Origin of the sequence: Agarivorans albus, assembly GCF_019670105.1 — a bacterium.
Classification (GTDB): domain Bacteria; phylum Pseudomonadota; class Gammaproteobacteria; order Enterobacterales; family Celerinatantimonadaceae; genus Agarivorans; species Agarivorans albus.
In genome coordinates this window covers 4,237,567-4,260,268 of record NZ_AP023032.1, presented here as the reverse complement: position 1 = coordinate 4,260,268, position 22,702 = coordinate 4,237,567, and the positions used below count along the sequence as shown (strand labels likewise).

General features: G+C 45.2%; 19 protein-coding genes and 1 pseudogene. 13 read left to right on the top strand and 7 right to left on the bottom strand.

Going from position 1 to position 22,702, the window contains the following annotated elements:
* Nucleotides 1-71: 71 nt before the first annotated feature.
* Together K5620_RS19310 and K5620_RS19305 are read left to right on the top strand one after the other, a co-directional pair.
* Nucleotides 72-2,099 carry a methyl-accepting chemotaxis protein gene (locus K5620_RS19310; protein WP_016402288.1) on the top strand — a complete coding sequence of 676 codons (2,028 nt, stop codon included), beginning with the start codon at nt 72-74 and terminating at the stop codon, nt 2,097-2,099.
* Between the two features lie 53 nt (nt 2,100-2,152).
* Nucleotides 2,153-3,658 carry a Ppx/GppA phosphatase family protein gene (locus K5620_RS19305; RefSeq protein ID WP_016402287.1) on the top strand — a complete coding sequence of 502 codons (1,506 nt, stop codon included), beginning with the start codon at nt 2,153-2,155 and terminating at the stop codon, nt 3,656-3,658.
* Nucleotides 3,659-3,742: 84 nt separating this feature from the next.
* On the opposite strand, the gene K5620_RS19300 is transcribed toward K5620_RS19305, so the two are convergent.
* On the bottom strand, nt 3,743-4,945 hold the full coding sequence (locus tag K5620_RS19300) for an ammonium transporter (protein ID WP_016402286.1): 1,203 nt from the start codon (nt 4,943-4,945) through the stop codon (nt 3,743-3,745).
* 434 nt (nt 4,946-5,379) lie between these two features.
* Here K5620_RS19300 and K5620_RS19295 point away from each other — a divergent pair, with 434 nt between their 5' ends.
* From K5620_RS19295 to K5620_RS19265, 7 genes and pseudogenes are all read left to right on the top strand, one after another.
* Entirely contained in the window at nt 5,380-5,694 is a 315-nt protein-coding gene (locus tag K5620_RS19295; RefSeq protein ID WP_016402285.1) for a putative signal transducing protein, read from the top strand.
* 183 nt (nt 5,695-5,877) lie between these two features.
* Nucleotides 5,878-6,471: pseudogene (locus K5620_RS19290) on the top strand (flagellin); the annotation flags it as partial.
* Between the two features lie 70 nt (nt 6,472-6,541).
* A complete protein-coding gene (locus K5620_RS19285) occupies nt 6,542-6,787 on the top strand; it encodes a YecH family metal-binding protein (protein ID WP_016402283.1) in 246 nt (81 codons plus the stop codon).
* Between the two features lie 341 nt (nt 6,788-7,128).
* Nucleotides 7,129-8,748 (top strand): methyl-accepting chemotaxis protein, encoded by a 1,620-nt coding sequence (locus tag K5620_RS19280; protein WP_016402282.1) that lies wholly within the window; start codon nt 7,129-7,131, stop codon nt 8,746-8,748.
* 32 nt (nt 8,749-8,780) lie between these two features.
* A complete protein-coding gene (locus tag K5620_RS19275; protein WP_016402281.1) occupies nt 8,781-9,965 on the top strand; it encodes a hypothetical protein in 1,185 nt (394 codons plus the stop codon).
* 8 nt (nt 9,966-9,973) lie between these two features.
* On the top strand, nt 9,974-10,384 hold the full coding sequence (locus K5620_RS19270; protein ID WP_016402280.1) for a hypothetical protein: 411 nt from the start codon (nt 9,974-9,976) through the stop codon (nt 10,382-10,384).
* Between the two features lie 90 nt (nt 10,385-10,474).
* Nucleotides 10,475-11,065, top strand: coding sequence for a YhgN family NAAT transporter (locus K5620_RS19265; RefSeq protein WP_016402279.1), 591 nt, complete (start codon nt 10,475-10,477; stop codon nt 11,063-11,065).
* 105 nt (nt 11,066-11,170) lie between these two features.
* Here the strand turns inward: K5620_RS19265 and K5620_RS19260 are convergent, their stop codons facing one another.
* From K5620_RS19260 to rsmD, 3 genes are read right to left on the bottom strand one after another with little or no spacing between them, the layout of a single operon-like run.
* Nucleotides 11,171-12,463, bottom strand: coding sequence for a BamA/TamA family outer membrane protein (locus K5620_RS19260; RefSeq protein ID WP_040307300.1), 1,293 nt, complete (start codon nt 12,461-12,463; stop codon nt 11,171-11,173).
* Entirely contained in the window at nt 12,460-12,726 is a 267-nt protein-coding gene (locus tag K5620_RS19255) for a DUF1145 domain-containing protein (protein WP_016402277.1), read from the bottom strand. Before K5620_RS19255 ends, K5620_RS19260 begins: the two co-directional genes overlap by 4 nt.
* Nucleotides 12,727-12,737: 11 nt before the next feature.
* The gene (gene rsmD, locus K5620_RS19250; RefSeq protein WP_040307299.1) at nt 12,738-13,352 is read right to left on the bottom strand and encodes a 16S rRNA (guanine(966)-N(2))-methyltransferase RsmD; all 615 of its coding nucleotides are present in this window, start codon (nt 13,350-13,352) and stop codon (nt 12,738-12,740) included.
* Between the two features lie 104 nt (nt 13,353-13,456).
* On the opposite strand from rsmD, the gene ftsY reads away from it, so the two are divergent.
* The 4 genes from ftsY (at nt 13,457) to mauJ (ending at nt 17,758) form a co-directional block, all read left to right on the top strand.
* Nucleotides 13,457-14,926: a signal recognition particle-docking protein FtsY gene (gene ftsY / locus K5620_RS19245; RefSeq protein ID WP_016402275.1), complete on the top strand. Its 1,470-nt coding sequence runs from the start codon at nt 13,457-13,459 to the stop codon at nt 14,924-14,926.
* 35 nt (nt 14,927-14,961) lie between these two features.
* Nucleotides 14,962-15,639: a cell division ATP-binding protein FtsE gene (gene ftsE / locus K5620_RS19240; protein ID WP_016402274.1), complete on the top strand. Its 678-nt coding sequence runs from the start codon at nt 14,962-14,964 to the stop codon at nt 15,637-15,639.
* Nucleotides 15,639-16,598, top strand: a complete 960-nt coding sequence (gene ftsX / locus K5620_RS19235) for a permease-like cell division protein FtsX (RefSeq protein ID WP_152783351.1) — start codon at nt 15,639-15,641, stop codon at nt 16,596-16,598. The genes ftsE and ftsX overlap by 1 nt, the downstream gene beginning before the upstream one ends.
* A gap of 461 nt (nt 16,599-17,059) precedes the next feature.
* Complete coding sequence (gene mauJ / locus K5620_RS19230; protein WP_016402271.1) at nt 17,060-17,758, top strand: methylamine utilization protein MauJ; 699 nt, start codon at nt 17,060-17,062, stop codon at nt 17,756-17,758.
* 97 nt (nt 17,759-17,855) lie between these two features.
* Here mauJ and K5620_RS19225 read toward each other — a convergent pair whose 3' ends face one another.
* From K5620_RS19225 to K5620_RS19215, 3 genes are all read right to left on the bottom strand, one after another.
* A complete protein-coding gene (locus tag K5620_RS19225; RefSeq protein ID WP_016402270.1) occupies nt 17,856-19,205 on the bottom strand; it encodes an MATE family efflux transporter in 1,350 nt (449 codons plus the stop codon).
* Nucleotides 19,206-19,295: 90 nt separating this feature from the next.
* Entirely contained in the window at nt 19,296-21,098 is a 1,803-nt protein-coding gene (locus K5620_RS19220) for a bifunctional protein-serine/threonine kinase/phosphatase (RefSeq protein WP_016402269.1), read from the bottom strand.
* A gap of 65 nt (nt 21,099-21,163) precedes the next feature.
* The gene (locus K5620_RS19215) at nt 21,164-22,630 is read right to left on the bottom strand and encodes a NarK family nitrate/nitrite MFS transporter (RefSeq protein ID WP_040307297.1); all 1,467 of its coding nucleotides are present in this window, start codon (nt 22,628-22,630) and stop codon (nt 21,164-21,166) included.
* Between the last annotated feature and the right edge of the window lie 72 nt (nt 22,631-22,702).

Here is a 22,702-nt window from a genome sequence, read left to right as displayed (position 1 = left end):
ATAATCAACAAAATCCTTACTAGTCTTACTAGTACGGGAATTAGCGAGCTTTTGGGAAAAGGTAGCAAGGCATGTTGGGAAAAAGTATCAATCAAATCTCGGTTGTTCATCGTTTATATATAGGGTTTGCCGTTCTCACTTTGGTGATAGCGATGGGCGGTGGTGCCGCTTTTTTGCTGGCTCAGCAAATCAATTCAAGTTTCAATACACTTACTGACAATAGTGCAAGAACCCAGTTGCTTGCAAACCAAGTAGGCAGCCAAGCGCTTCGAGCGGGTATCTTGCTGTTAAGTTTGGAAAATGCCAGCAACTTAGATGAACTGCAAAGCATTAATAGCCAAGCCGATGAATCACTAAATGATCTAGAAAGTCATGTGGCGGAGTTAGAAGCTCATGCCCAAAAGTTTAATATTAATGGGCTTTCACAGTATTTAAATGACGTTAGCAATGTAGAAAACACCTTGGCCTCGCAAGGTGGGCGATTAGCGCAATTACAAAATACTTACCTGCAGCAAGACGAAAAAGTACGTGATGATTTAAGTCAGTTTCTATTTCGCTTGTCTGATTTGAAAAGAATTGTGACCAAAGTGGCTAGCCCTGCAGCTGCTGAAGATTCATACATTGAAGACATTCTCACCATGGTCATGGACCGTTTTGGTTTGATGGAGTTCTTACTATCAAACATGGTGAATACTCGCGACCCGCAAAAAATCGCCGATTTGGTTAAGAAGATTCAATATAACAACCGTGTATTTAACGATGACTTTTCTTCATTAATTGATGAAGTTGAAGGCTTGGCTGATCCTCAAGTTGCGGACTTGGTTGCTGAGTTTAACCGCCAAGTGAATGACCCAAGCGGCATTGTAGAGCGCTATGTAGATAGCCAAGAAACCATTGCTAATATCGCTATCCAAACTGTAGAAATTAACCGTCAGCTTTCTGGTTTAGATTCTACCGTTACTAAGATTGTTGATTTAGCTAACCAGCAAAGTGAGGTGGCCAGCGAGCAGGGCCGAAGTTTAATTCTTAATGCGCGCTCAATCACCGCGATTGTTGTGCCTTTGGTGATTATTTTTGCTATTGCCGTTGCTTACTGGTTAGCGAGTTTGATTCGTAAACCTCTAGAGCATACCCAATCTCACATTCTACGATTGGCTGAGGGTGACTATAGCCAAAGCATGAATGGTAAATACTCTGGCGAATTTGCGGTGCTGGTGGCAGCCATTAACCGAATGATTGAACAAGCTCGTGAGGTGTTTAGCCAAATTCAAAGTGCAGCTCACCAACTTAGCGATGTATCGGTTAAAAATAACGAAGCTTCAAGCGTGGTAAAAACCAAGCTTGATAAGCAAACAGCTGAACTGAGTAGCGTAGCAACAGCCGTGACTGAAATGGAGTCGGCAATTAAAGAAGTGGCTTCAAACACCGAAAGTAGCCGCGAGTTGTCGATGTCTGTTGAGAACAACATTGATCAAGGCCAGCAGGTAATGAATCAAAATATCGAGATGATCGATAGTTTAGATGATGCCTTGCAGAGCACTTCTGGCCAAGTGGATAAGCTAGCAGACGCCAGTAAACAAATTGGTTCTATTATCGAAGTGATCGATGGTATTGCTGAGAAAACCAACCTGCTAGCCTTAAATGCGGCCATTGAAGCGGCCCGTGCCGGTGAGCAAGGTAGAGGTTTTGCGGTGGTTGCTGATGAAGTGCGCAGCCTAGCTAGCCAAACCACCAAAAGCACCGAGTCAGTGCGGGCAATGATTACTACCTTGCAACGCGAATCAACCCAAGTATTTGATGCAATGGCCGCTAGTCGCGAACAAATGAGCCAGTCAAAAGATCTGGCTGAGAAATCTCGTGAAGCGATCATGACAATTCGCACCGATATGAGCCAAATGCGCGAGATGACCGATCAAATTAGTGTGGCCGCACAAGAGCAACATCATGTTGCAAGCGAAGTAACGCGTAATGTGAATGTGATTGCCGAGGTAGCAGAGGATAATTTTGAGCAAATAGAGCGAGTTGCTCAATCTAGCCAAGCGCTACAACAACAGGTAAATGATATAGAAACTATGTTAAAACGTTTTATATTGAAGTAAATTAGAGAGCCTTTTGGCTCGGTCTTTTGCGAGTGATTCGCTGAGGTTAGTTTATGTTCAATTTATCGCGTTTGTTGAGTCCCAAAACTCAACAGTTGGCTGCTCTGGATTTAGGCAGCAATAGTTTTCATTTAATTATTGCTGACTGGGAAGACGGCGAACTTAAAGTTCGCGATAAAGTGAAAGAAATGGTGCGTTTGGGTTGGGGCTTGCAAGATGATGGCAGCCTCGACGCAGCCGCTTGGAATCGCGCTCAAGCATGTTTAGAGCGTTTTGGTGAGCGTCTTCGCGAGTTTAAACCTGGCAGCGTTAGAGTTGTTGGCACCAAAACCCTGCGTAGCATTATTGATTCCAATGTGTTCCTGCAAGCTGCCGAGCAACGCCTTGGCCATCCAGTTGAAGTTATCTCCGGTGAAGAAGAAGCCCGTTTAATCTACCTAGGTGTTGCTCACTATATGGCGCCAACCAATGGCCCGCGTATGGTCATCGACATTGGCGGTGGTAGCACCGAAGTCACCCTTGGTGAAGGCATGGATCTAAAGCTTAAAGAGAGCTTAGATATGGGCTGTGTATCTATCACTAAACGTTTCTTTAAAAATGGCCGAGTGACCAAAAACCGCTTATTAAAAGCCAGTGTCTATTGTTCGCAGCAATTGTTGCCTGTGGCCGATGATTTCTTAGAACATGCTTGGAATGAGTGTTTAGGTGCTTCTGGCACCATTAAAGCTGTGGCGAAAGTTTGCTTAGAAAACCAATTTTGTGATGGTGAAATTCAGCTCAAAGGCCTAGACGCTATTATTGAACGCTACCTAGAAGCAGGCGAATGTAACTTGCCGCTAAAAGGTCTTTCACTAGAACGTCAGCCAGTGTTTTTGGGAGGGGTTGTAGTCCTACAAGCCTTATTCCAAGCACTGAACATTGATACTATGCATGCCGCTGAATCGGCCTTACGCGAAGGTTTATTGTATGAGCTAAAAGGTCGTTTAGAACACAGTGATATTCGTCCAGCTAGCGTGCAAAAGCTAGCTGAGCGTTACCACGTAGACAGCCAGTTTAGTGGCCGAGTAGATAGCACTTGTCAGTTATTGTTAAACCAAGTGGCAGAAACCTGGTCGTTGGATGAAATAGAAACCACCAAGCTGTTAAATTGGGCTTCGCAACTATTTTTAGTGGGCCTAGATGTAGCACACAGTGATTATCATAAACACGGTGCCTATATCGTGGAGCATGTTGATCTTGCTGGCTTTTCTCGCATCGAGCAACAACAGTTGGCTGCCTTAGTTTTAGCGCATCGTAAGCGCATCCCTGTTAAGCAGTTTCCTATGGAAAACGTAGACTTGCTTAAGGCGTGTTTGATCATTCGTTTATCAGTCATTTTTAACCGTGGCAAACGTCGTCAAACACTGCCGGAACTGCAGTTTAGAGCTGCTGGGCAGCAAATGAGTTTACTGTTGGATCAAGCTTGGCTGCAGAATAATCCTTTAACCCGCGCAGATTTAGAAAATGAGCAGCAATACTTGAGCCAGATAGGTTATAAGCTAGATATTATTGAGCTATAAAAAGCAAAATGCAGTTCAATGGTGAGTTTCACCAGAACTGCATTTCAAGTATTGAAAGCCCGCACAGCTGTGCGGGCTTTTTTATTAGCGGTCTTTGTTGGTTGCGCTAATTTTGTGAATCGCTAAGTCAGCGCCATGGAATTCGTCTTCTTCAGAAAGACGCAAGCCTGCAACTTTATCTACAATGCCGTAAACAATCACACCACCGATTAGCGCTACAGCCACACCTGCAAGGCTACCGATGATCTGGCTGATTAGAGATACGCCACCTAAACCGCCTAGCGCTTGGCTACCGAAGATACCTGCGGCAACACCACCCCAAACACCACACAAGCCGTGAAGTGGCCAAACACCTAATACGTCGTCTAAGTCAGAGCGTTGTTGTAACCAAGTGAATACCCAAACAAATAATGCACCAGCTACGCCACCCGTTACTAAGGCGCCAATAGGATGCATTAAGTCTGAACCCGCACAAACAGCAACTAAGCCAGCTAAAGGACCATTGTGAACAAAACCTGGGTCATTACGGCCTACAACTAGCGCAACAATCGTTCCGCCAACCATTGCCATTAAGGTATTAACCGCTACTAAGCCGCTGATGCCGTCCATGGTTTGGGCCGACATAACGTTAAAGCCGAACCAGCCAACGGTAAGTACCCAAGCACCTAAAGCTAAGAATGGGATGTTAGAAGGTGCAAATGCCACGCCTGGCTTTCTGCCTTTACGTGCGCCAAGAACTTTAATCGCAACCAGTGCTAACCAACCGCCCATTGCGTGTACAACTACCGAGCCTGCAAAATCATGGAAGGCTGCGCCAAATTGCGCTTCTAACCAATCTTGGAAGCCGAAGTTACCGTTCCAAATAATGCCTTCGAAAATCGGGTATACCAAACCAACAATCAATGAAGAAGCAATTAAAAATGGATAGAACTTACCACGCTCCGCGATACCGCCTGAAACAATGGCTGGAATAGCGGCTGCAAAGGTAAGTAAGAAGAAAAACTTCACTAGCTCGTAGCCGTTTCCTTCAGCAAGTACTTCTGCACTATTAAAAAAGTGGCTACCGTAAGCTAAGTAGTAACCAATAACGAAGTAAGCCACACCAGAAAATGCGAAATCGGTGATAATTTTAACTAAGGCGTTTACTTGGTTTTTATGGCGAACTGTACCTACTTCTAAAAAGGCAAAGCCAGCGTGCATGGCTAGAACCATAATGGCACCTAGCAGAATGAATAAAGTGTTTGCGCTTTGCGACAATACGTCGATAGCGTCACTAATATTATCCATTAAAAAATCTCCCTAATTGTTTCTTTTAATATGGTTTGCGCCAAAAAGAAGCAATTTTCAGGCCTTTTGTTGAATAAATTTCTTAACTAAGCACTAAGTTGATGCAATGAAAGGGTTTTAACTTGATGATAACAATGGGGTTACATGTTTTGGCTCTAAAATGGTGCGTAATTTTATGTGATCCATATGGGTTATGTTCTAAATTGGTGCGGTATCGCTATATTTTGGTGCTGGGTAGTTGCGGCTCATCATCGAGTTAAGCGAGCCTTTTTAAGCTGAGGTTTAGTCAACAAAAAGCGTAAGGGCGCTGAGCTAAATTGCCCGCTCACTAGGTCTATTTAAAAAGGGTTAATGCCTAAGTTTTTGTGTTAGCAAGCAATACTACAAGCAACTCACCTATACTAAGTATTAGTAGTCGCTATTAAGGAGAATAAATGAGCCAATGGCATGAGTTTTATCGAGCCGCCAATTTTGTAGAAGCGCGATTGCTGCAAGGGATGTTAAGTAAAATGGGCATTGAGAGCCGAGTAGATGGTGAGTATGCCATGGCGGCAGCTGGTGAGCTCCCTATGGACGTTGTACAAGTCACATTAATGGTAGAGTTAGCCCAATGGGACAAAGCCAAGCAAGCGGTTAAGGACTACGAAGTAAATAGTGTTGCAGAGTGGACCTGCAATAAGTGCCAAGAAATTAATCCTGGAAGCTTCGATTATTGCTGGTCTTGCGAGCAAGAAAACAGCACAAAATAACGTGCAAAAAGATGCGATTTTTGGCACTTAGTGGTATGCTTAAAAAGTATACAGCTAGGATGGCTGCTCTAGTAAATGTTTTGTTGAGGATATCCAATGGCTATCAATCAGGTTTCAAGCTCCGTTTCTCCGTCCGATTTTTATATGGACCAAGCGAAGAAACGCCAAGAAGAACAAGATGAAAAACTTGCTTCTGGTAAGCGTATTAACACAGCGGCAGATGATCCTGCAGGCTTACAGATTTCTAATCGCTTAACCACTGGTATTAGCGAGCAAGAAGCTTACGCCAATATCTATCAAAACCAAGTTAGCCTCAACAATATCGAATCTGCTCAACTACAGGGCACAACCGAGCTATTGCAGCAGAACCAAGCGTTGGTTGTACAAAGTGGTAATGGTATTTATAACTCTGACGATATTGCCGCTTTGCAAGCTCAAGTTGATGCCAACACTGCCGCTATTCCCAACGCCACCGATCTTGGCGTAGATAATGTTGACCTTAACGATCCTGCCACAGCTCAAGCAGCGTTGCAGGGAGCCCAGCAAACTACCGATGCTAATCAAGCGGAACTAGGTGCTTCTAGTAATGCGGCAGAGTCTGCTTATCGCTCTACCCAAGCTGCCATCGAGGCACAAAGCGCAGCGCGTTCGCGCATATTAGATACCAACTATGCGCAATCAACTTCGCAACAAGCACAAAACGATGCCTTGTTGCAAAGCTCTATTCAGTCTTACCAACAACAATTGGCCTCCAAGAACATTGAGAAGCTTATCTAGCTTGTTCTAACGCAACAAACAAACGGCGTGGCACTGGTAAAGTGAACGCCGTTTTTTAATGGAGGTAATAATGAGTCAGTCGATTCACGGGCATCAAGTGATGCAGTTGATGTTAGAGCAAGGTGGTAGTTTCACTTCTGCGTCTCTAGAGGCGTTAATGAAAGAAACATTTGGTGAAGACAGTGAGTACCATACTTGTCGTCAAAAAGGCATGAACGCCCAGCAATTGATCGTGTTCTTAGCGGAACGTGGCAAGTTCATCGAAGCAAAACAAGGCTTTACCACTGCTGAATCAAAGATCTGTTCTCACAAATAAACCTGCCTTATATGGGCCATTTCAGGCCCTTTTCATATATAAACGACTATTAATTTAGTTATAGCTGATATTACTTGCTATTTATCACTCTTATAGTGTTTAATTCATCTTTCTTTGCTGTTTTCCCATCTTATCTGGAATAAACATCTATAATTTCTTATGCACCTAGGCTTTTAGTCGGAACGGAATAAGTAGTTTAATCTAATAAGATTTCTAACAATATTTAAACATATGTTTTAATTGATTTGGATTTACTTAACAACAGAGAAGTTATTTAAACATTCAGTTGATGGTGCCGATACATAAGTTATCGATACTTGTATTTACATGGAGTGGTATAAATGGATTTGGCTAGACGTCTAAAAATAAGCCATAAGGTTGGGATCTTGGCGGCTATTGCTGTTGTTGGGTTTGCAATCTACTTGATAAACAACATGCAAGTTCAGCAACAAAGCCAGTTCAATATTGAACAAATTAGAGACCAGTACTTCCCAGCATTAGACACCGCAACGGTTGCGCAAAACACCCTATATAACGTAGACCAATTGCTACAAACAGCAGTAACCACCGGTGAAGAAGAATCATTAGATGCAGCTGATGAGCAAAATCAGCTGTTAAACGATAAGCTAAATGAGCTAATTACAATTCTGCCTAGCGCCAGGCAAGACGTAGAGCAATTGCAAAGCCTGCAAAATAAATATTACGGCCAAGCTAGAGGCATTGCCATGAGCTTGGTGGATGGCAGTGCCGACTTTGCCACTTTACCTGCCAAAGCTGAGCGCTCCGCCGCGGTACTGCAAGAGCTGACTCAAGGTTTGGCAAGTTTGCGGGTAAACACCGAAAAAGCCTTTAACGAAACCATAGATGGCACTATTGCTAGTTCTCAGTCTGCGGTAACCACCGGTATTATTTTGGGCGTGGCCACCATTGTAGTGGTTATCTTCGTCGGCATTATGACCACTCGCAGTATTGTTAACTCGATTGCCCAAGTGACTTCATCATTGCGTGAAATCGCCGAAGGTGAAGGGGACCTTACCGTTCGTGTTGACTACGACGGTAAAGATGAAATAGCCACGCTGGTTCATTGGTTTAATCAGTTTATTAGCAAGATGCAAATCAGCATTGCTACAACCACCGAAACCGTGCAAGCCCTTCAAGATGTGTCTACTCGCTTAATGGAAACCAGTAAACATACTGCGAGTAGTATTGAGTCTCAAAATCACTCGGTAGATGCAGTAAGTGCGGCAATTCAAGAAATGACCGCTAGTGTGCACCATATTGCTGACTTTGCCTCGCAAGCTTCTCAAGAAGCGTCTTCTGCAAACAGTTCCGCGCAAGAAGGCAACCAAGTTGTAGAAAATACCATCTCAGTAATTAACGATTTAGCGGAAGAAGTGAACGGTACTGCACAAGCGATTAACCAGCTTGAATCTTATACAAGCAATGTAGGTGTGATTTTAGATGCGATTCGAGGCATTGCAGAGCAAACCAATTTGCTAGCCTTGAATGCTGCTATTGAAGCAGCACGCGCCGGTGAGCAAGGGCGGGGTTTTGCGGTAGTAGCCGATGAAGTTCGCACGCTTGCCTCACGCACCCAAGACTCTACTCAAGAAATTCAACAAGTATTAGAAGAGCTACAAAAAGGCTCTGGATCGGCTGTTGAAGCTATGAACCGGGGTATTGAACAAGCCGGTTTAAGTGTTGAGCAATCTGCTCAAGCGGGTAAATCACTAATGGATATCACCGGTAAGGTGGAATCAATTCATGCTGTGAACGAGCAAATTGCAGCAGCAACAGAAGAGCAAACTAAAACTTCAGATGTTATTCACAACAGCGTGAATGACATTCAACAAATATCTCTCGCGGTGGCAAAAAGCTCTAGCGAAATAGACAACGTTAGCGAGGATGTAAGGCAAGTAACTCAGCGATTAAGTGACGTTATTAGCCAATTTAAAGTGTAAATAAAAAAACTATAAAAGAAAGGAGATGCCCCATGGATTTAAGGGCGTGGCAGGCGTTACCAATATGCTTATTGAGTGGCGCAGTAATGGCAGACGAAGCTCTCGAGCAACGAGTAAATGATCTCGAGCAAGAGGTGCAGGTTCTAAGAGAACAAAATCAGGATAATGCCTTTGATAGAATCAGCTTTAACGGTTTCTACAGCGTGGGCATCAATCAAGCTAACAATAACCTAGGTTATGCCGGTTCTACCGACGAGTACGATTTTAATAATCTTACTTTGGTGGGCCTACAGGGTGACTTTGCTTTAGCCGACAGTACCAGTGTAACGGTGCAGTTAGTGGCACGTGGTGAAGATGACTTTAGCCCAGATGTTGAATGGGCTTACTTAAAGCATACCTTTGATAACTACATTACAGTGCGTGGCGGTAAACTTCGCTTACCTATGTATATGTATTCTGATTATCTAGAAGTGGGTTACGCTCAGCCGTGGGCTCGTCCACCAGAAGAAGTATATGGTTTTGTGCCATTTAACTCTTTTGTTGGTGTTGATGGTAGCTACGACTTTGAGTTTGATAACTCAACCCTAACGGTACAGGGCTTTTGGGGACAGTCGGAAGAAGATGGCACAAACTACGATGACATCTTAGGAGCTAACCTTACTTGGGCTATTGACGATTTCACCGTTCGGGCTGTTTACGGTGTAACTAAAATTACCGTTGACCCAAGCAATCAACCCGATGCCCAGGTATTGGCCGATAAAAACAAATCTGACTTCTTAGGTGCAGGTTTTAGCTACGATAACGGCTCCTTGCTTGTTGTGTCAGAGGTGACTCGTGCAACAGTAGAAGGTGAATACTCTGATGTTGACTCAGGCTACCTAACCTTGGGCTACCGCTTTGGTAAAGCCATGCCTTATGGCACGGTTGCTGGGATGAAAACTCAAGATGATGATGAGCGAGATGGCAAATTCGTTTGTGTTTCCGATTGTTTGAGTGGTTCGCCAGGTTTGCTACCAACGTCGTACATTTATGACGGCAAGCGTACCTCTTATTCTTTAGGCTTACGCTACGACTTACTGTCTAATCTAGCAGTGAAGTTTGACGCTACTTTAGTGAATGGCTTTGGTGATACCAATGGCTTGCTTGAAAGCAAAGTGGCTGGTGCAACCGAAGACAGCACTACAGTTTACAGTATCGTATTTGACGGCGTATTTTAGGAGGAGTCATGAAAAAACTATTATTGGCTCTGTCTTTGAGCGTATTTAGCCTTAGTAGCTTAGCTGCTCCGGTAGTGATAGCAAACCCTGCGGGCCCAGACGCTTTATCAAAAGCAGAAGTGAAAAAGCTGTTTTTAGGTAAGCTTAAAAAGCTACCTAATGGCACACCACCAGTGGTGATTGAATATAAAGAAGGCGACGCATTACGTGCTAGCTTTCACGATGCTGCAACCGGTAAAAGCGAAGCCCAGCTTCAAGCTTATTGGTCAAAGTTAATCTTCACTGGTAAAGCTAAGCCACCTAAAACGGCTGCTTCTCCGTCAGTTGCTGTATCAGAAGTTGCTGGCAATGCCGCTGCTGTAGCTTATGTTGACGAGGCGGATGTAACTGACGCAGTAAAAGTCGTTTATAAACCGTAAATAAAGCTAAGCTATAAAAGAGTCAGGGTGTTATGCTCTGGCTCTTTTTTATTTCTTAGACAAAATAGTCGTTATTTAGTGAGTTAGCCAATGGATATGTTATCAGCAGCAGTGATGTTGTTTTTGATTATGGATCCGCTAGGAAACCTTCCTGTGTTCCTTAGCATGGTCAAACATCTTGACCCCAAACGTCGGCGAATCGTTTTACTACGAGAGCTGGTGTTTGCCCTTACTGTTATGTTTGCCTTTTTGTTTGCTGGCGAGCAAATTCTAGGTTTCTTAAATCTTCGACAAGAAGCGGTAAGCCTTGCTGGCGGGATAATTTTATTCCTTATTGCCTTGAAGATGATCTTCCCTCAGCCCGGTGGTGTTGCTGGTCTTGCCGCGGGTGAAGAGCCCTTTTTAGTGCCGATGGCAATCCCAATGATTGCCGGCCCCTCGGTACTTGCATCGTTAATGCTGCTGGCAAATCAAGATGGCAGCCGGATGCTAGATTGGTCTTTGGCGCTACTTATTGCGTGGGGTATTAGCGTAGTGATCTTCTTATTTAGTGGGGTACTTTTAAAACTGCTGGGTGAGAAAGGTTTAAAAGCCATGGAGCGTTTAATGGGCATGTTGCTTATTATGCTTGCGGTGCAAATGTTCCTTGATGGAATAGCCGATTATTGGCAATCACTATAAGCAGAATGGCTAGCCTTGCGGATTCCAGCTTTAAACTGGTAATCCGCAAGTGTATTAAGCCTGTTGATCTCTAGAGCAAAATTAACCGCGACAGATTAACAGATCCTAGTAAGGGTGATTTATACCTAAACGAAAAATGCTGTCATCGCCGCTGGTAGCAAAATCACCGCGTAGTACAACACCTTCCATCATTACTCTAAGGCTCCCACCTATGCTGTATCTCATATCTTGGTGTAAGGTTGCCAAGTTGTATTCATCAGCCACTCGGCCAATTTCAACAAAGGCGACCCAGTACCAAGCAGGTACGTTAAACCAATTTACAACTGGCACTTTGGGAAGTGGGTTCCAGTTGGGTGTGAAGCGGTATTCTGCCGAATAATAGATCATCGAACGGTCGTGATAGCGGGCGGTTTCATAGCCCTTGAGCCTGTCCATTCCCCCTAAACGTGAACCAGCAAACCAGGCAGGGCGATGATATTGTTGTTCGCCATTGTTGTAAGAACTGAGGTTCCAAGTGGGGGTATCAGAGGTGGCAAAGCCAAATGCTAATACTTGGCTTTGTGCCCAAGAGGTTTTTGGCAAACTGATGTATTTAGAGCCCGAAAGCTCCCACATCGTCCACGAAGGTCGCTCACTATCGCCCCAATCACGGCTTACATTTACGCGCTGTCGGCTACCCGCTGTTGGGTTTTGATGATAATTGCGATTATCGTATTCGAGTTCTAAGGTAAGGCCCGCCGAGGTATTCGAATCTTGCAGTTGGTTATATTCACCAACGTCTTGTTTCCAATAAAAAGGTTCAAGCTGGATAATGGTGCGCCCGCTGTTGAGTGGGTTCCACTCTTTCGCGCCCGCTTCATAACCTTCCATTACTTCACCGCGGTTTACTCTAAAAGTGTGAACTGCTGAGCTTTTACCGTGGCCTAGAGGCAGTAAATAGCGAAATCTAAAGCGATACTCTTGGCCTTTGCTGTGGGTATAAACACGGTTTTCTTGGCTTGAATCATTGCTACCTGCTCGCTCTCCTGGGTAATCCGAATTACCGTTAATATACTGCGGGTCGCGAGTGAAATTGGTTTGATACAAAGTAGTATCAAAAAATATGCGATCGGCAAAAGGCATTTGATAGTCACCGCTATACAAAAAGCCCATCCAGCTATCGTTACTGGTTACAGTCGCCGTTGCCACCATGCTCGAGCTAGGCTGAATATGCCCTGCCGCACCTACGCCAATACCCACGCCCCACTGGAGGTTTTCGGTGTAATAGGCATAGGGTAATACTTGGGTCCAAGCTCCGCTGCGTCGATGTTTAGCATCATCAATGACCGTAACGCTCATCGCCCAACTAGGCAGACTTACAAAGCAAATGCTCGCCAATAGTAACTGGCGTGTAATCAAGAGTCTTTCCCAGTCATACGTTTGTGAATTTGCCACATAGCAAAAAAGCCAAAGAACAAAATTTGTAGGTTATCACCCTTCTTCAACACGCCAGCTTCAAGCAAAGTGCCGCGAATGGATAACAGTTGAACGCCGTGCAGCAATAACAAAAAGCCACCCACTAGCGGCAATATCCAATTGTATGGTGGAACAAAAATAATTGGGCTGAGTAGCATCGCTAACCACATGGCAGCCATAAACAGTTTGCCAATTTTAATAAACATAAATAAGGCTCTTAAGTTAGTTGGTATAAACGGTAGCTTACTTGGCCTGCTTGTTTTTCTTTTATGCAGTGCCAGTTTGCGGGTAATTGGGGCTCGTTGGCTTCGTTCTCAAATTCAAGATAAACCAGTGCGTCGGGTTTTAGCCAGCCATTGTCATTTAACATTGCGCAGCTAGGTGCTAGTAACTCGCAACGAAACGGCGGGTCAATAAATACAATGTCGTAGGCTTCGCTTGGTGTTTGCTTTAGCCATTGCAGGGCATCTTGATTAATTAACTTTGCTTGCTCGCTGCTAAGCTCTAATACTTGTAAATTGGCCTTAAGCTGCTTAGCGGCCTGCGCATCTTTCTCTACAAAGGTGGTAAAACTAGCAAAACGCGACAAGGCCTCAAAACCTAAGCTGCCACTTCCAGCAAAAAGATCTAAGCAATGACTGTTGTGCAAATAGGGGCTTAACCAGTTAAATACGGTTTCTTTAACTCGGTCGGTAGTTGGGCGTAAGCCTTGGCTATTCAGCACCTTGAGCTTGCGCCCGCGCCATTGACCAGCAATTATGCGTACCTGACCACTGCCATTATTAGATTTGTTACTTTGATTTGAATGTTTTCTTGAGGAAAGCCGTGCCATTTACTTAGACCATTGAGAAACTGTGATAATATCCGAGCAATATTGATTGGACGTTGGCATTGTAACAGCCAACGTCGTTTACTGGTAAAAAAGGTTTTGCAGTAATGGCAAAAAAGAAGGGCCTATTTTCTTGGTTTGGCCGAAAAAAAGATGACGAGCAACAACAATCAAGCGATCCCGCCGCAGAACAACAAGATACTCAGCAAGCTGAGTTAGACGCGCAAGCAGAGCGTGAAGCCCAAGCAGAACGCGAAGCTCAAGCTGAACGCGAAGCTCAAGCAGAACGCGAAGCTCAAGCAGAACGTGAAGCTCAAGCAGAACGCGAAGCTCAAGCAGAACGTGAAGCTCAAGCAGAACGTGAAGCTCAAGCAGAACGCGAAGCTCAAGCAGAACGCGAAGCCCAAGCAGAGCGCGAAGCCCAAGCCGAACGCGAAGCGCAAGCAGAACGCGAAGCTCAAGCAGAACGTGAAGCTCAAGCAGAACGTGAAGCTCAAGCAGAACGTGAAGCTCAAGCAGAACGTGAAGCTCAAGCAGAGCGTGAAGCCCAAGCTGAACGAGAAGCCCAAGCAGAACGTGAAGCCCAAGCAGCACAAGAGGCCGAGCTAGCCGCAGCGTCGCAAGCTGCTGAGCCAGTGAAAAAAATGGGCTTGTTTGCCCGTTTGCGTGCAGGCTTAAGGCGTACCCGTAAGAACTTTGGTTGGGGTTTCTTTTCTCTCTTTAAAGGGCGAAAGATCGACGATGAGCTGTTTGAAGAATTAGAAGAACAGTTATTGGTGGCGGATGTTGGCGTTGATACCACTTTAAAGATTATCGAAAACCTCACCAGTCACGTTAAACGTAGCGACCTACAAGATGGTGAAGCCCTATATCAGCAACTAAAACTCGATATGGCTAGCATGCTTAATCAAGTTGAAGCGCCTTTAGATTTAGATAGTAGTGATGGACCGTTTGTTATCTTAATGGTTGGGGTTAATGGTGTGGGTAAAACCACCACCATCGGTAAGCTTGCCAAGCAATATCAAAGTCAGGGTAAATCGGTGATGTTGGCCGCGGGTGATACCTTCCGCGCCGCTGCGGTAGAGCAGCTGCAAGTGTGGGGTGAGCGTAACGAGATCCCGGTAATTGCACAACACACTGGCGCTGACAGTGCTTCGGTAATTTTCGATGCTTTTCAAGCAGCTAAGTCACGAAATGTAGATGTATTGATTGCCGATACAGCAGGTCGCTTGCAAAATAAAGCGCACCTAATGGAAGAGTTGAAGAAAATTGTACGAGTAATGAAAAAGCTCGACGATGCCGCTCCTCATGAAATTATGTTAACTATTGATGCCAGCACTGGCCAAAATGCCATAAGCCAAGCTAACTTATTTAACCAAGCGGTGGGCTTAACGGGTTTAACACTTACCAAGTTAGATGGCACCGCTAAAGGTGGGGTGATTTTTGCCTTAGCCGACAAGTTTGCTTTGCCTATTCGTTATATTGGTGTGGGTGAAGGCATTGATGATTTACGCGAGTTTGAGTCACAACCCTTTGTTGATGCGCTATTTAGCAGCGAAGAGAGTGAAGAGGCGTAGTTTAACGCTGCCTAAACAGTAAAAAAGGTCTAGGAATGATCCGGTTTGAGCAAGTAAGTAAAATTTATCCAGGTAGTCAGCGAGCCTTACAAAAAGTTTCGTTTCAACTAGAACAGGGAAAAATGGCCTTTTTAACCGGCCACTCTGGCGCAGGAAAAAGTACCTTGCTCAAGCTTATCACCGCCATGGAGCGCCCCAGCGACGGTAAAGTATGGGTAAATGGCGACGATATTAGTCGCATTACTCATCGAAAGATCCCTTATCTTCGCCGTCAAATGGGCGTGATTTTTCAAGATCACAAACTGCTAATGGACCGCACGGTATTCGACAATGTTGCTCTTCCTTTAGTGATTGAAGGTTATAGTATGGGCAATATTAAACGCCGTGTTGCTGCAGCCCTCGATAAAGTGGGGCTGTTAGACAAAGCCAACTGCACCCCGGTTATTCTCTCTGGTGGTGAGCAGCAGCGAGTAGGCATTGCGCGCGCTGTAGTCAACAAACCTGCTATTTTGATCGCCGATGAGCCCACTGGTAACTTAGACCCTGCATTGTCCTTAGAGATTTTCCGCTTATTCGAAGAGTTTAACCGCGTGGGTGTTGCGGTGCTTATCGCAAGTCACGATTTAAGCCTAATCGCTAAAATGCACTATCAGCGACTTATTCTCCAAAATGGTCAGTTGCTTAACGCCTCTCAAGCAGAGGAGGTGCAGTAATGGCTGGCGCTAAACCGCAAGTGAAAGTCGCGTTTCCGGTACGCTTTATGATGTTTTGGGTACGCCATTTACAGCAATGTATTGCCAGCTTAGGCGAGCTTTGGCGCACCCCTGCTAGCTCAATGCTTACTTTAGCGGTAATCGGCGTTTGTTTGGCTTTGCCAGCAAGCTTTTATTTGGCCACTAAAAACGTGCAGCAGCTTACTGCCTACTGGAAAAGTGACGCTCAAATCAGTTTGTTTCTAAAACAAAATGTTACCGAACAACAGCGCGATTTATTGCAAAAAAATATATCCAGCATGCAGCAAGTGGCCGCGGTAGAGCTGGTTACCAAGCAACAGGGCTTGGCCGAGTTTCAAGCCAACAGCGGCTTTGAAGACGTACTTGCGTTACTACCAGAAAACCCCTTGCCCGATGTATTACTGGTGCTGCCAAGTGCCGAGTACAGCTCAGCTAGCGCTGCAAAAACCTTACTCGACAGTTTGCAAGAGCATAGCTTGGTTGAAGAAGGCCGCTTAGATGTTGAATGGCTACAACGTTTAGACACCATTGTAAGCATGCTGCAGCAAGCCGCTTGGCTGCTGATTATATTGTTGCTCACCGCGGTGGCCTTAATTGTAAGTAATACTCTGCGATTAAACATTCTCAATCGTCGTAACGAAATCGAAGTTATGAAATTGGTCGGCGCTACCGACGCCTTTATTCAACGGCCGTTTTTATATACCGGATTTTGGTTTGGCATTGTAGGCGGCTTAATGGCTTGGGTATTGTGTAATATTCTGCTTATCTGGACTGAATACGCCCTTCAGCAAATCGGTTTGTTGTACCAACAAGACATTTACCTTTCGGGTCTAAGTATTCAAGAGTTTGGCTGGTTAATCTTATTTGCAACTTTGCTGGGCTTAGGCGCATCGTGGTTCTCGGTAAATCGCCATATTAAGCAAATAGAGCCAAGCTAGTGCTGTGTGCAGGCAAGCAATACACTTGTCTGCTTTATTGCGTTTCGCCTCTCGGCGACATCATTTTCTTTGAACAGCCAAAGAAAACGAAGCAAAAGAAAGGCTGCCCCGCATTATCTTTTTTCCTCGTTACTCAGTGCCAAGCGCGCCTGTGCAACTCGCTACGCTCAAACAATGCTCGGCTTAATCGCTTAGCACTTGCGTGACTCGGCGATAATGAAGGGGGTAAGGAAACTAATATATACCTGTCCAACAATGAGTCTGCAATTTGTAGCTGACTCACTTTTGCGCCGAACGTTTTTAGATAGAGCTATCATTAGTAGCGGTGCGCTGCGTCTAATCGATATAAATTCTAATGAAAATCTGAAGCTTTTCCGTGCCTCATTTCTTATAAGTTTGTTTGACCTAAATGGTGTTTTACATCATGTTATCTTCACAAAAATCTACGCTACTGAACGCCAATGCCAATATCGATAAAAGATGGAATAGTAAACGAAAAGTGGGTTCTTCCATATGATGGAGAAAAGATCACTCTGGACATACAGAACACAGTTCACCCGCATACTTTGAAAATATCAAACCAAAATGGCTTTGATGGCAACAATCCATGGGACATATTTTTTAGAGTTCTAAATGAGATTGTTTGGTTTCACGGAGTTAAAGTTAGCAATATCCATGGCTTGTATAGTGAGTATTGTGCCTCCATGAACTTTGTTCCAAGTGATGATAGTTACGCGATACATATGAATCACTTCGAGCAGAGAGTGTTTACTGATGCCCAGCACCTTGCGTTAGGTTTTTTCCGAGAAGGTACCTCAAGTGGAAGCACCTATTACGAATTTTTATGTTACGCCAAGATTCTCGAAATACCATTTAAAAATGGTAAGACCAAGGGAACTTGGATAGAGCAACAAATTCCTACTTTAGAAAATGAGTTGGCAAGGGCACTGCGAGATAGAAAGCCTCTGTTTTTAAATGGGAAAAAACTCGAAGACTGGTTGCGGGAAGACGGTAGGAATGCACTCTCACATGCAAACATTCAGAGTAAGCAAACTGTTAGAGACCCAAATAGTTACAGGGACTGGGATGAGATCAAGTGGGGTAATACGGTGATGCGTGAGTTGGCTCTACGAGCTATTAGGACGCTCGGTGTCGAATAGCTGCATCTTTGTGCATGATTAAAAATTGAACCGTCTATCTTTGACTTAAACCTTCCGACTTAACGCGATTGTGTCCAAAAGTTAGTTACGACTCCTACTAGTCCGGCGCCAACTTACGCTTCCACTTATCGCTCTTCCAGCGGCGCCAGTTTATTTGGCTACGTAGGAACTCGTCTACCATGCCTGCAAGAAGCACCGCATATAAACCATAACCTAAATAAACCCCAGTAAAGTAGGCCAGTGGTACTGAGAATAGCCAAGTAACCGCAATGGCGTTACCGGTAACAAACACCGCGTCGCCACAACCGCGTAATACATTGCCGCTGATAATGTTTATTGCCCTTAGTGGTTCGTTAAGGCTGTGAATTAAACATACTACCACGCCTAGGGCGAGTACTTCAGGGTTACTGGTAAATAAACCCAGTAAGCTTTGGTGAAAGATAAAGATAATGCTGGCAACAATAGCCACCGCTATTAAGCCCCAGCGCATGCCTTGGCGCATTTGTTGGTGGCAACGCTCAAAGTGGCCAGCGCCTGCAAGTTGAGTCACTAACATGGTGTTAGCAATGCCAATGGCCACAAGCATCATGGTGCAATAAACGTAGATGTTCAGTGCGTAGATACGCACGGTGAGCGAGGTTTCGCCAAACTGGACAATCATTAAGTTCATGACCATCACAAAGCTTTGGTAAGAGAAGGGCTCGAGCGCTGAGGGTACGGCAATTTTTAGAATAGGTTTAAGGCTAAGAGCTGGCTGTTTAATCGCCTCGGCTAAGGGGAGCTTCACTTTTATTAGCAGCAATACCACTAACAAACTAAAGCTAAGGCTTAGCAACCAAGCAATTAAGCTGGCTAAGGCTACCCCGGTCACGCCCATTGGTGTTGCGCCAAACCAGCCCAATACCAACACGCCATTGCCAATAATATTGGTGACCAGCATGAGTGCCGCAGAAATGGTGTTCCAATGAGATTGACCATAGCTATTGCAGATGTTGGCTAGGGTCATACGTAAACCCATAAAGCCCACGCCCGCTCCAGCAAGTACCAAGTATTCGCTGGCTAATAGGCTCATGTCTGGGGGAAGACTCATCCATTGGCCAATGTTGCTGGCTTGGCTTACAAAGAATAGCCCGCAGAGTAGCCCTGCAAGTACACCGAGTATTATCAAGCCGGCTAGAATCAAATTAGCCCGTTGATAGTTTAGTTTGCCCATGTACTGCGACGCCAAACTTGCGCCAGCGATGCCAGTGGCTGAGAAAAACACAATGGCCATAGAGAACCAAGGCATTACCGCGCCTACAGAAGCAGCGGCTTGATCAGAGACTTGGCTAAGGAATAGCGCGTCAAATACCGGTACCGACATGTTCAGCATGAATTCGCCAAAAATAGGCAAGGCCATTCCAAACAGGCCTTTTTGTAGGGTTTTACTCTGGGTAGTAGACGACATGCTGACCACAAACTAGCAAGAAATTGCGCTTATACTAGGCACTTCCTAGTCACTAGGCCTTTATGTAAATCAACTTTATGTTTATGAAAGTTAATTTAACTGGCTGGCCCACTGCCATATCACCACTAGCAGCAAAAATAAGGTGGTTGATTGCCAAAACCGCACCGGATTACGCTCGATTAAGGGTTTGGCTTGATAGCTGGCTTTAAGTTTGGGATTGGCATGTTGTAAGTCATGAATCAGTTCCGACAAGCTCTGATAGCGCTGCTGTGGTTTAGGGTGGCAGCCTTGCTCTAAGGCAGCGTCTAACCAATCGGGCATGTCATTGCGGAAATGCTGAATGTTTTGATAGTGCCAGTCGCTGTAATTTCGCTGAGCAATTTGCTCACGGCTGGCTTGTTTGTAGGGCAACTTGCCTGAGAGCATTTCGTAGGCAATCACCGCAAACGAGAAAATGTCGCTACGATGGCGACCCGTTTCACCCACTAAATACTCTGGTGCGATGTATTGCACCGAGCCAACCGGTGTGGTGTTTTTCTCATCTTGCTCAAGTTGTTCGGCCGATTGCACTGTGCCAAAGTCGACCAGTTTCAGTTGGTCGTCGGCGGTGATAATAATGTTCTCGGGTTTAAGATCGCGGTGCACCATTTCGTAACGGCGTAAGGCTCGCAAGGCTTTAGCCAGTTTTTGCAGCATGCGTACTACTTGCTGAATGGGTGGGTGAGGGTGCTTATCCATCCATTGGCGAAGGGTAATGCCTGGAACGTATTCGGCGATTAAGTAACGAAAGCGGCGAGTACCAATAGGCTCGAAGGTGCGCATGATATAAGGATTACTAACCACGCGGCCAACCCACTCTTCGCGGGCAAAGCCGGCAAAGTATTCTTGGTCGTCGGCCATACTGGCATCGGGCGCTTTAAGAATACGCACTCGACCATTGCTATTACCTTGTTGATCTAGCTCTTCGACTAAATACACATGGCTACGTGGGCTGGTATGGAGGATCTCACTAACGCGGTATTGGTCGATTTTATTGCCAACTGACATTACCGGTGGAATAGGTAAATGCAGCAACTGTGCGCGGCTTTCATCCAGCTCGGCTTCAGGCACGTTATCAACGTTAACTAGCATGGCGCTAATATTGTCGTCGCTGCCTGCTAATTCCGCAGCATTAACAATGGCACTGGCTTGTTCTTCTAAGCTTGAAAACTTGGCTTGTAATAGCTTAACCAGTTGCTGTTCACTTAGTGCATCGTGCACACCATCACTGGTTAGCATGAAGATATCGCCAGTCTCTACAGTACGAGTGGAATAATCTAACTCTAGGCTAGAGTCCACTCCCATAGCACGAGTGAGGTGGTTTTTTTGTTTACCGCGAATTTGCACATGGTCGCGAGTTAGCTGGCGTAGTTTGCCCGCGCGAAAGCGATAGATGCGGCTGTCACCCACATGAAAAAGGTGGGCGACTCGCGATTTAATAATTAGTGTTGATAGGGTACAGGCGTAAGAGCCAGTTTGTTTACCCTGTTGGAATAACCAATTGTTCAGCGATTTGGCGACTTGAGCGGTAGATTTGTTTACCGACCAGCTTTCTGGGGTTGCGTAGTAGTCTTCAACAAATTGGGTAACCGAGATTTGAGCAGCCATTTTGGCATGTTCTGCACTGCTTAAACCGTCGGCCAGTACTGCTACAACACCTTTGTAGTATCGGGTCCATGGCTCGGGGATTTTAGCGACACATGCATCTTGGTTTTCTGGTTTAGGACCAGGAATGGAGGCGCCTCCAAAAGACGCCTCCAACTTGTTGCTAGCTTCAGAGGATGCTTTTTCGCTGTTACTAACTCGGTTACTGCTGGCTGGGGTGGCCGCTGCAGTTTGTTGTTCTTCTAACACTAAGATCGCTTCCTTGAGGTAAGCAGCGTGGCCAATTAAGGCGCACGCCGCTATACGGGGCTGGCTTAGCTAACGTTGATTAGCGTTACTTCGCCATCTGGGCCTACTTCAGCAATAGTGCCCTTCGGCTCTTCTAGAAGCAATAAGGCGATAAAACCTAACACCGCAGTGGCACCAATTACGTAGAAGAACGCTTGGTAGCTTACTAGGCTTAACACGGTTAAGTAGAATACTGCGCCTACGTTACCGTATGCACCTGTCATACCGGCAATTTGACCAGTTAAGCGACGCTTGATAAGCGGTACAGCGGCAAATACTGCGCCTTCACCAGCTTGTACAAAGAATGAACATGCCATGGCCATTGCTACTGCTAGGAATAGTGGCCAAGTTCCGTCAATTTGGCCCATGCCAAAGTAACCTAAGGCTAAACCAGCGGTTAATACTAATAGGGTTTTCTTACGGCCAAATCGATCCGAAATCCAACCGCCGCCAGGGCGAGAGGCTAAGTTCATAAAGGCATAAGCAGAGGCGAGTAAGCCCGCGTAAACCATATCTAGTTCGAATACTTCGCTAAAGAACAATGGCAACATAGATACTACCGCTAGCTCTGAACCAAAGGTTGCGAAGTACAATACGTTTAATACTGCTACTTGCTTAAATTTGTATTGTTCAATTTCTGGAACTGGCTTAACAAAGATGTTTTTGTTTACTTGGTAAGTTTTCCAAAAATCCAGAACGTATAAGGCTACTAGGCCTGCGTAACACGCGTATACCACTTCTTGGCTTAGCATTTTTACGCCAGCTGGAGACAGTTTCCATGCTAACAAAGCAAGGGTGGCATACATTGGAACCTTCATAATTAGCAGCAATACAAAGTCACCTTTGGTGGTTACTTCCATTGCGCCAACATTTTTTGGCTTAAAGTAGGTAGAGCCTTTAGGCGTATCGCTTACGTTTTTGTAGTAAATAACACTGAACACAAGGCTGATTAAACCGGTAAGGCCTACCGCATAACGCCAGCCGTCTTCACCGCCAAAAATAATCGCTAGCGTTGGAAGTGACATAGCTGCAGCTGCGCTACCAAAGTTACCCCAACCGCCGTAAATACCTTCTGCGGTGCCTAACTCTTTAGCAGGGAACCACTCCGATACCATACGAATACCCACTACAAAGCCGGCGCCAATAAAGCCCAATAAGAAACGAGCGATAGCGGCTTGCTCAAAGCTATTGGCAAAGGCAAACATGAAACAAGGAATAGAACATACTGCCAACAGGGTGGAGTAGGTAAGGCGTGGACCAAAGCGGTCGGTAAACATGCCAATAACAATACGCGCAGGAATGGTTAAGGCTACGTTTAGAATAAGTAGGGTTTTAATTTGGCTGGATGTTAAACCTAGGCTGGCAGCAATGCTGGCCATTAATGGTGCGTGGTTAAACCACACCAAAAAGGTAATAAAAAAAGCCATCCAGCTCATGTGTAGTATTTTCATTTTTCCGGTAAAGGAAAACAGGTTAAATTTTTCTGCACTCATCATAATGTCTCTAAAAAAGTTAAAGCGTTTCCTACCACGCCGCCGTAGCGGCGCGGTTTAGTATTATTTTTT

Bases quoted from the DNA above. Each gene is read 5' to 3' on its own strand.
- K5620_RS19310 (WP_016402288.1), top strand. From the start codon at position 72: ATGTTGGGAAAAAGTATCAATCAAATCTCGGTTGTTCATCGTTTATAT.
- K5620_RS19225 (WP_016402270.1), bottom strand. From the start codon at position 19,205: ATGTCGTCTACTACCCAGAGTAAAACCCTACAAAAAGGCCTGTTTGGA.
- mauJ (WP_016402271.1), top strand. From the start codon at position 17,060: ATGCCAATATCGATAAAAGATGGAATAGTAAACGAAAAGTGGGTTCTT.
- K5620_RS19265 (WP_016402279.1), top strand. From the start codon at position 10,475: ATGGATATGTTATCAGCAGCAGTGATGTTGTTTTTGATTATGGATCCG.
- K5620_RS19305 (WP_016402287.1), top strand. From the start codon at position 2,153: ATGTTCAATTTATCGCGTTTGTTGAGTCCCAAAACTCAACAGTTGGCT.
- K5620_RS19285 (WP_016402283.1), top strand. From the start codon at position 6,542: ATGAGTCAGTCGATTCACGGGCATCAAGTGATGCAGTTGATGTTAGAG.
- K5620_RS19295 (WP_016402285.1), top strand. From the start codon at position 5,380: ATGAGCCAATGGCATGAGTTTTATCGAGCCGCCAATTTTGTAGAAGCG.
- ftsE (WP_016402274.1), top strand. From the start codon at position 14,962: ATGATCCGGTTTGAGCAAGTAAGTAAAATTTATCCAGGTAGTCAGCGA.
- K5620_RS19275 (WP_016402281.1), top strand. From the start codon at position 8,781: ATGGATTTAAGGGCGTGGCAGGCGTTACCAATATGCTTATTGAGTGGC.
- K5620_RS19255 (WP_016402277.1), bottom strand. From the start codon at position 12,726: ATGTTTATTAAAATTGGCAAACTGTTTATGGCTGCCATGTGGTTAGCG.
- ftsY (WP_016402275.1), top strand. From the start codon at position 13,457: ATGGCAAAAAAGAAGGGCCTATTTTCTTGGTTTGGCCGAAAAAAAGAT.
- ftsX (WP_152783351.1), top strand. From the start codon at position 15,639: ATGGCTGGCGCTAAACCGCAAGTGAAAGTCGCGTTTCCGGTACGCTTT.
- K5620_RS19300 (WP_016402286.1), bottom strand. From the start codon at position 4,945: ATGGATAATATTAGTGACGCTATCGACGTATTGTCGCAAAGCGCAAAC.
- K5620_RS19215 (WP_040307297.1), bottom strand. From the start codon at position 22,630: ATGAGTGCAGAAAAATTTAACCTGTTTTCCTTTACCGGAAAAATGAAA.
- K5620_RS19280 (WP_016402282.1), top strand. From the start codon at position 7,129: ATGGATTTGGCTAGACGTCTAAAAATAAGCCATAAGGTTGGGATCTTG.
- rsmD (WP_040307299.1), bottom strand. From the start codon at position 13,352: ATGGCACGGCTTTCCTCAAGAAAACATTCAAATCAAAGTAACAAATCT.
- K5620_RS19270 (WP_016402280.1), top strand. From the start codon at position 9,974: ATGAAAAAACTATTATTGGCTCTGTCTTTGAGCGTATTTAGCCTTAGT.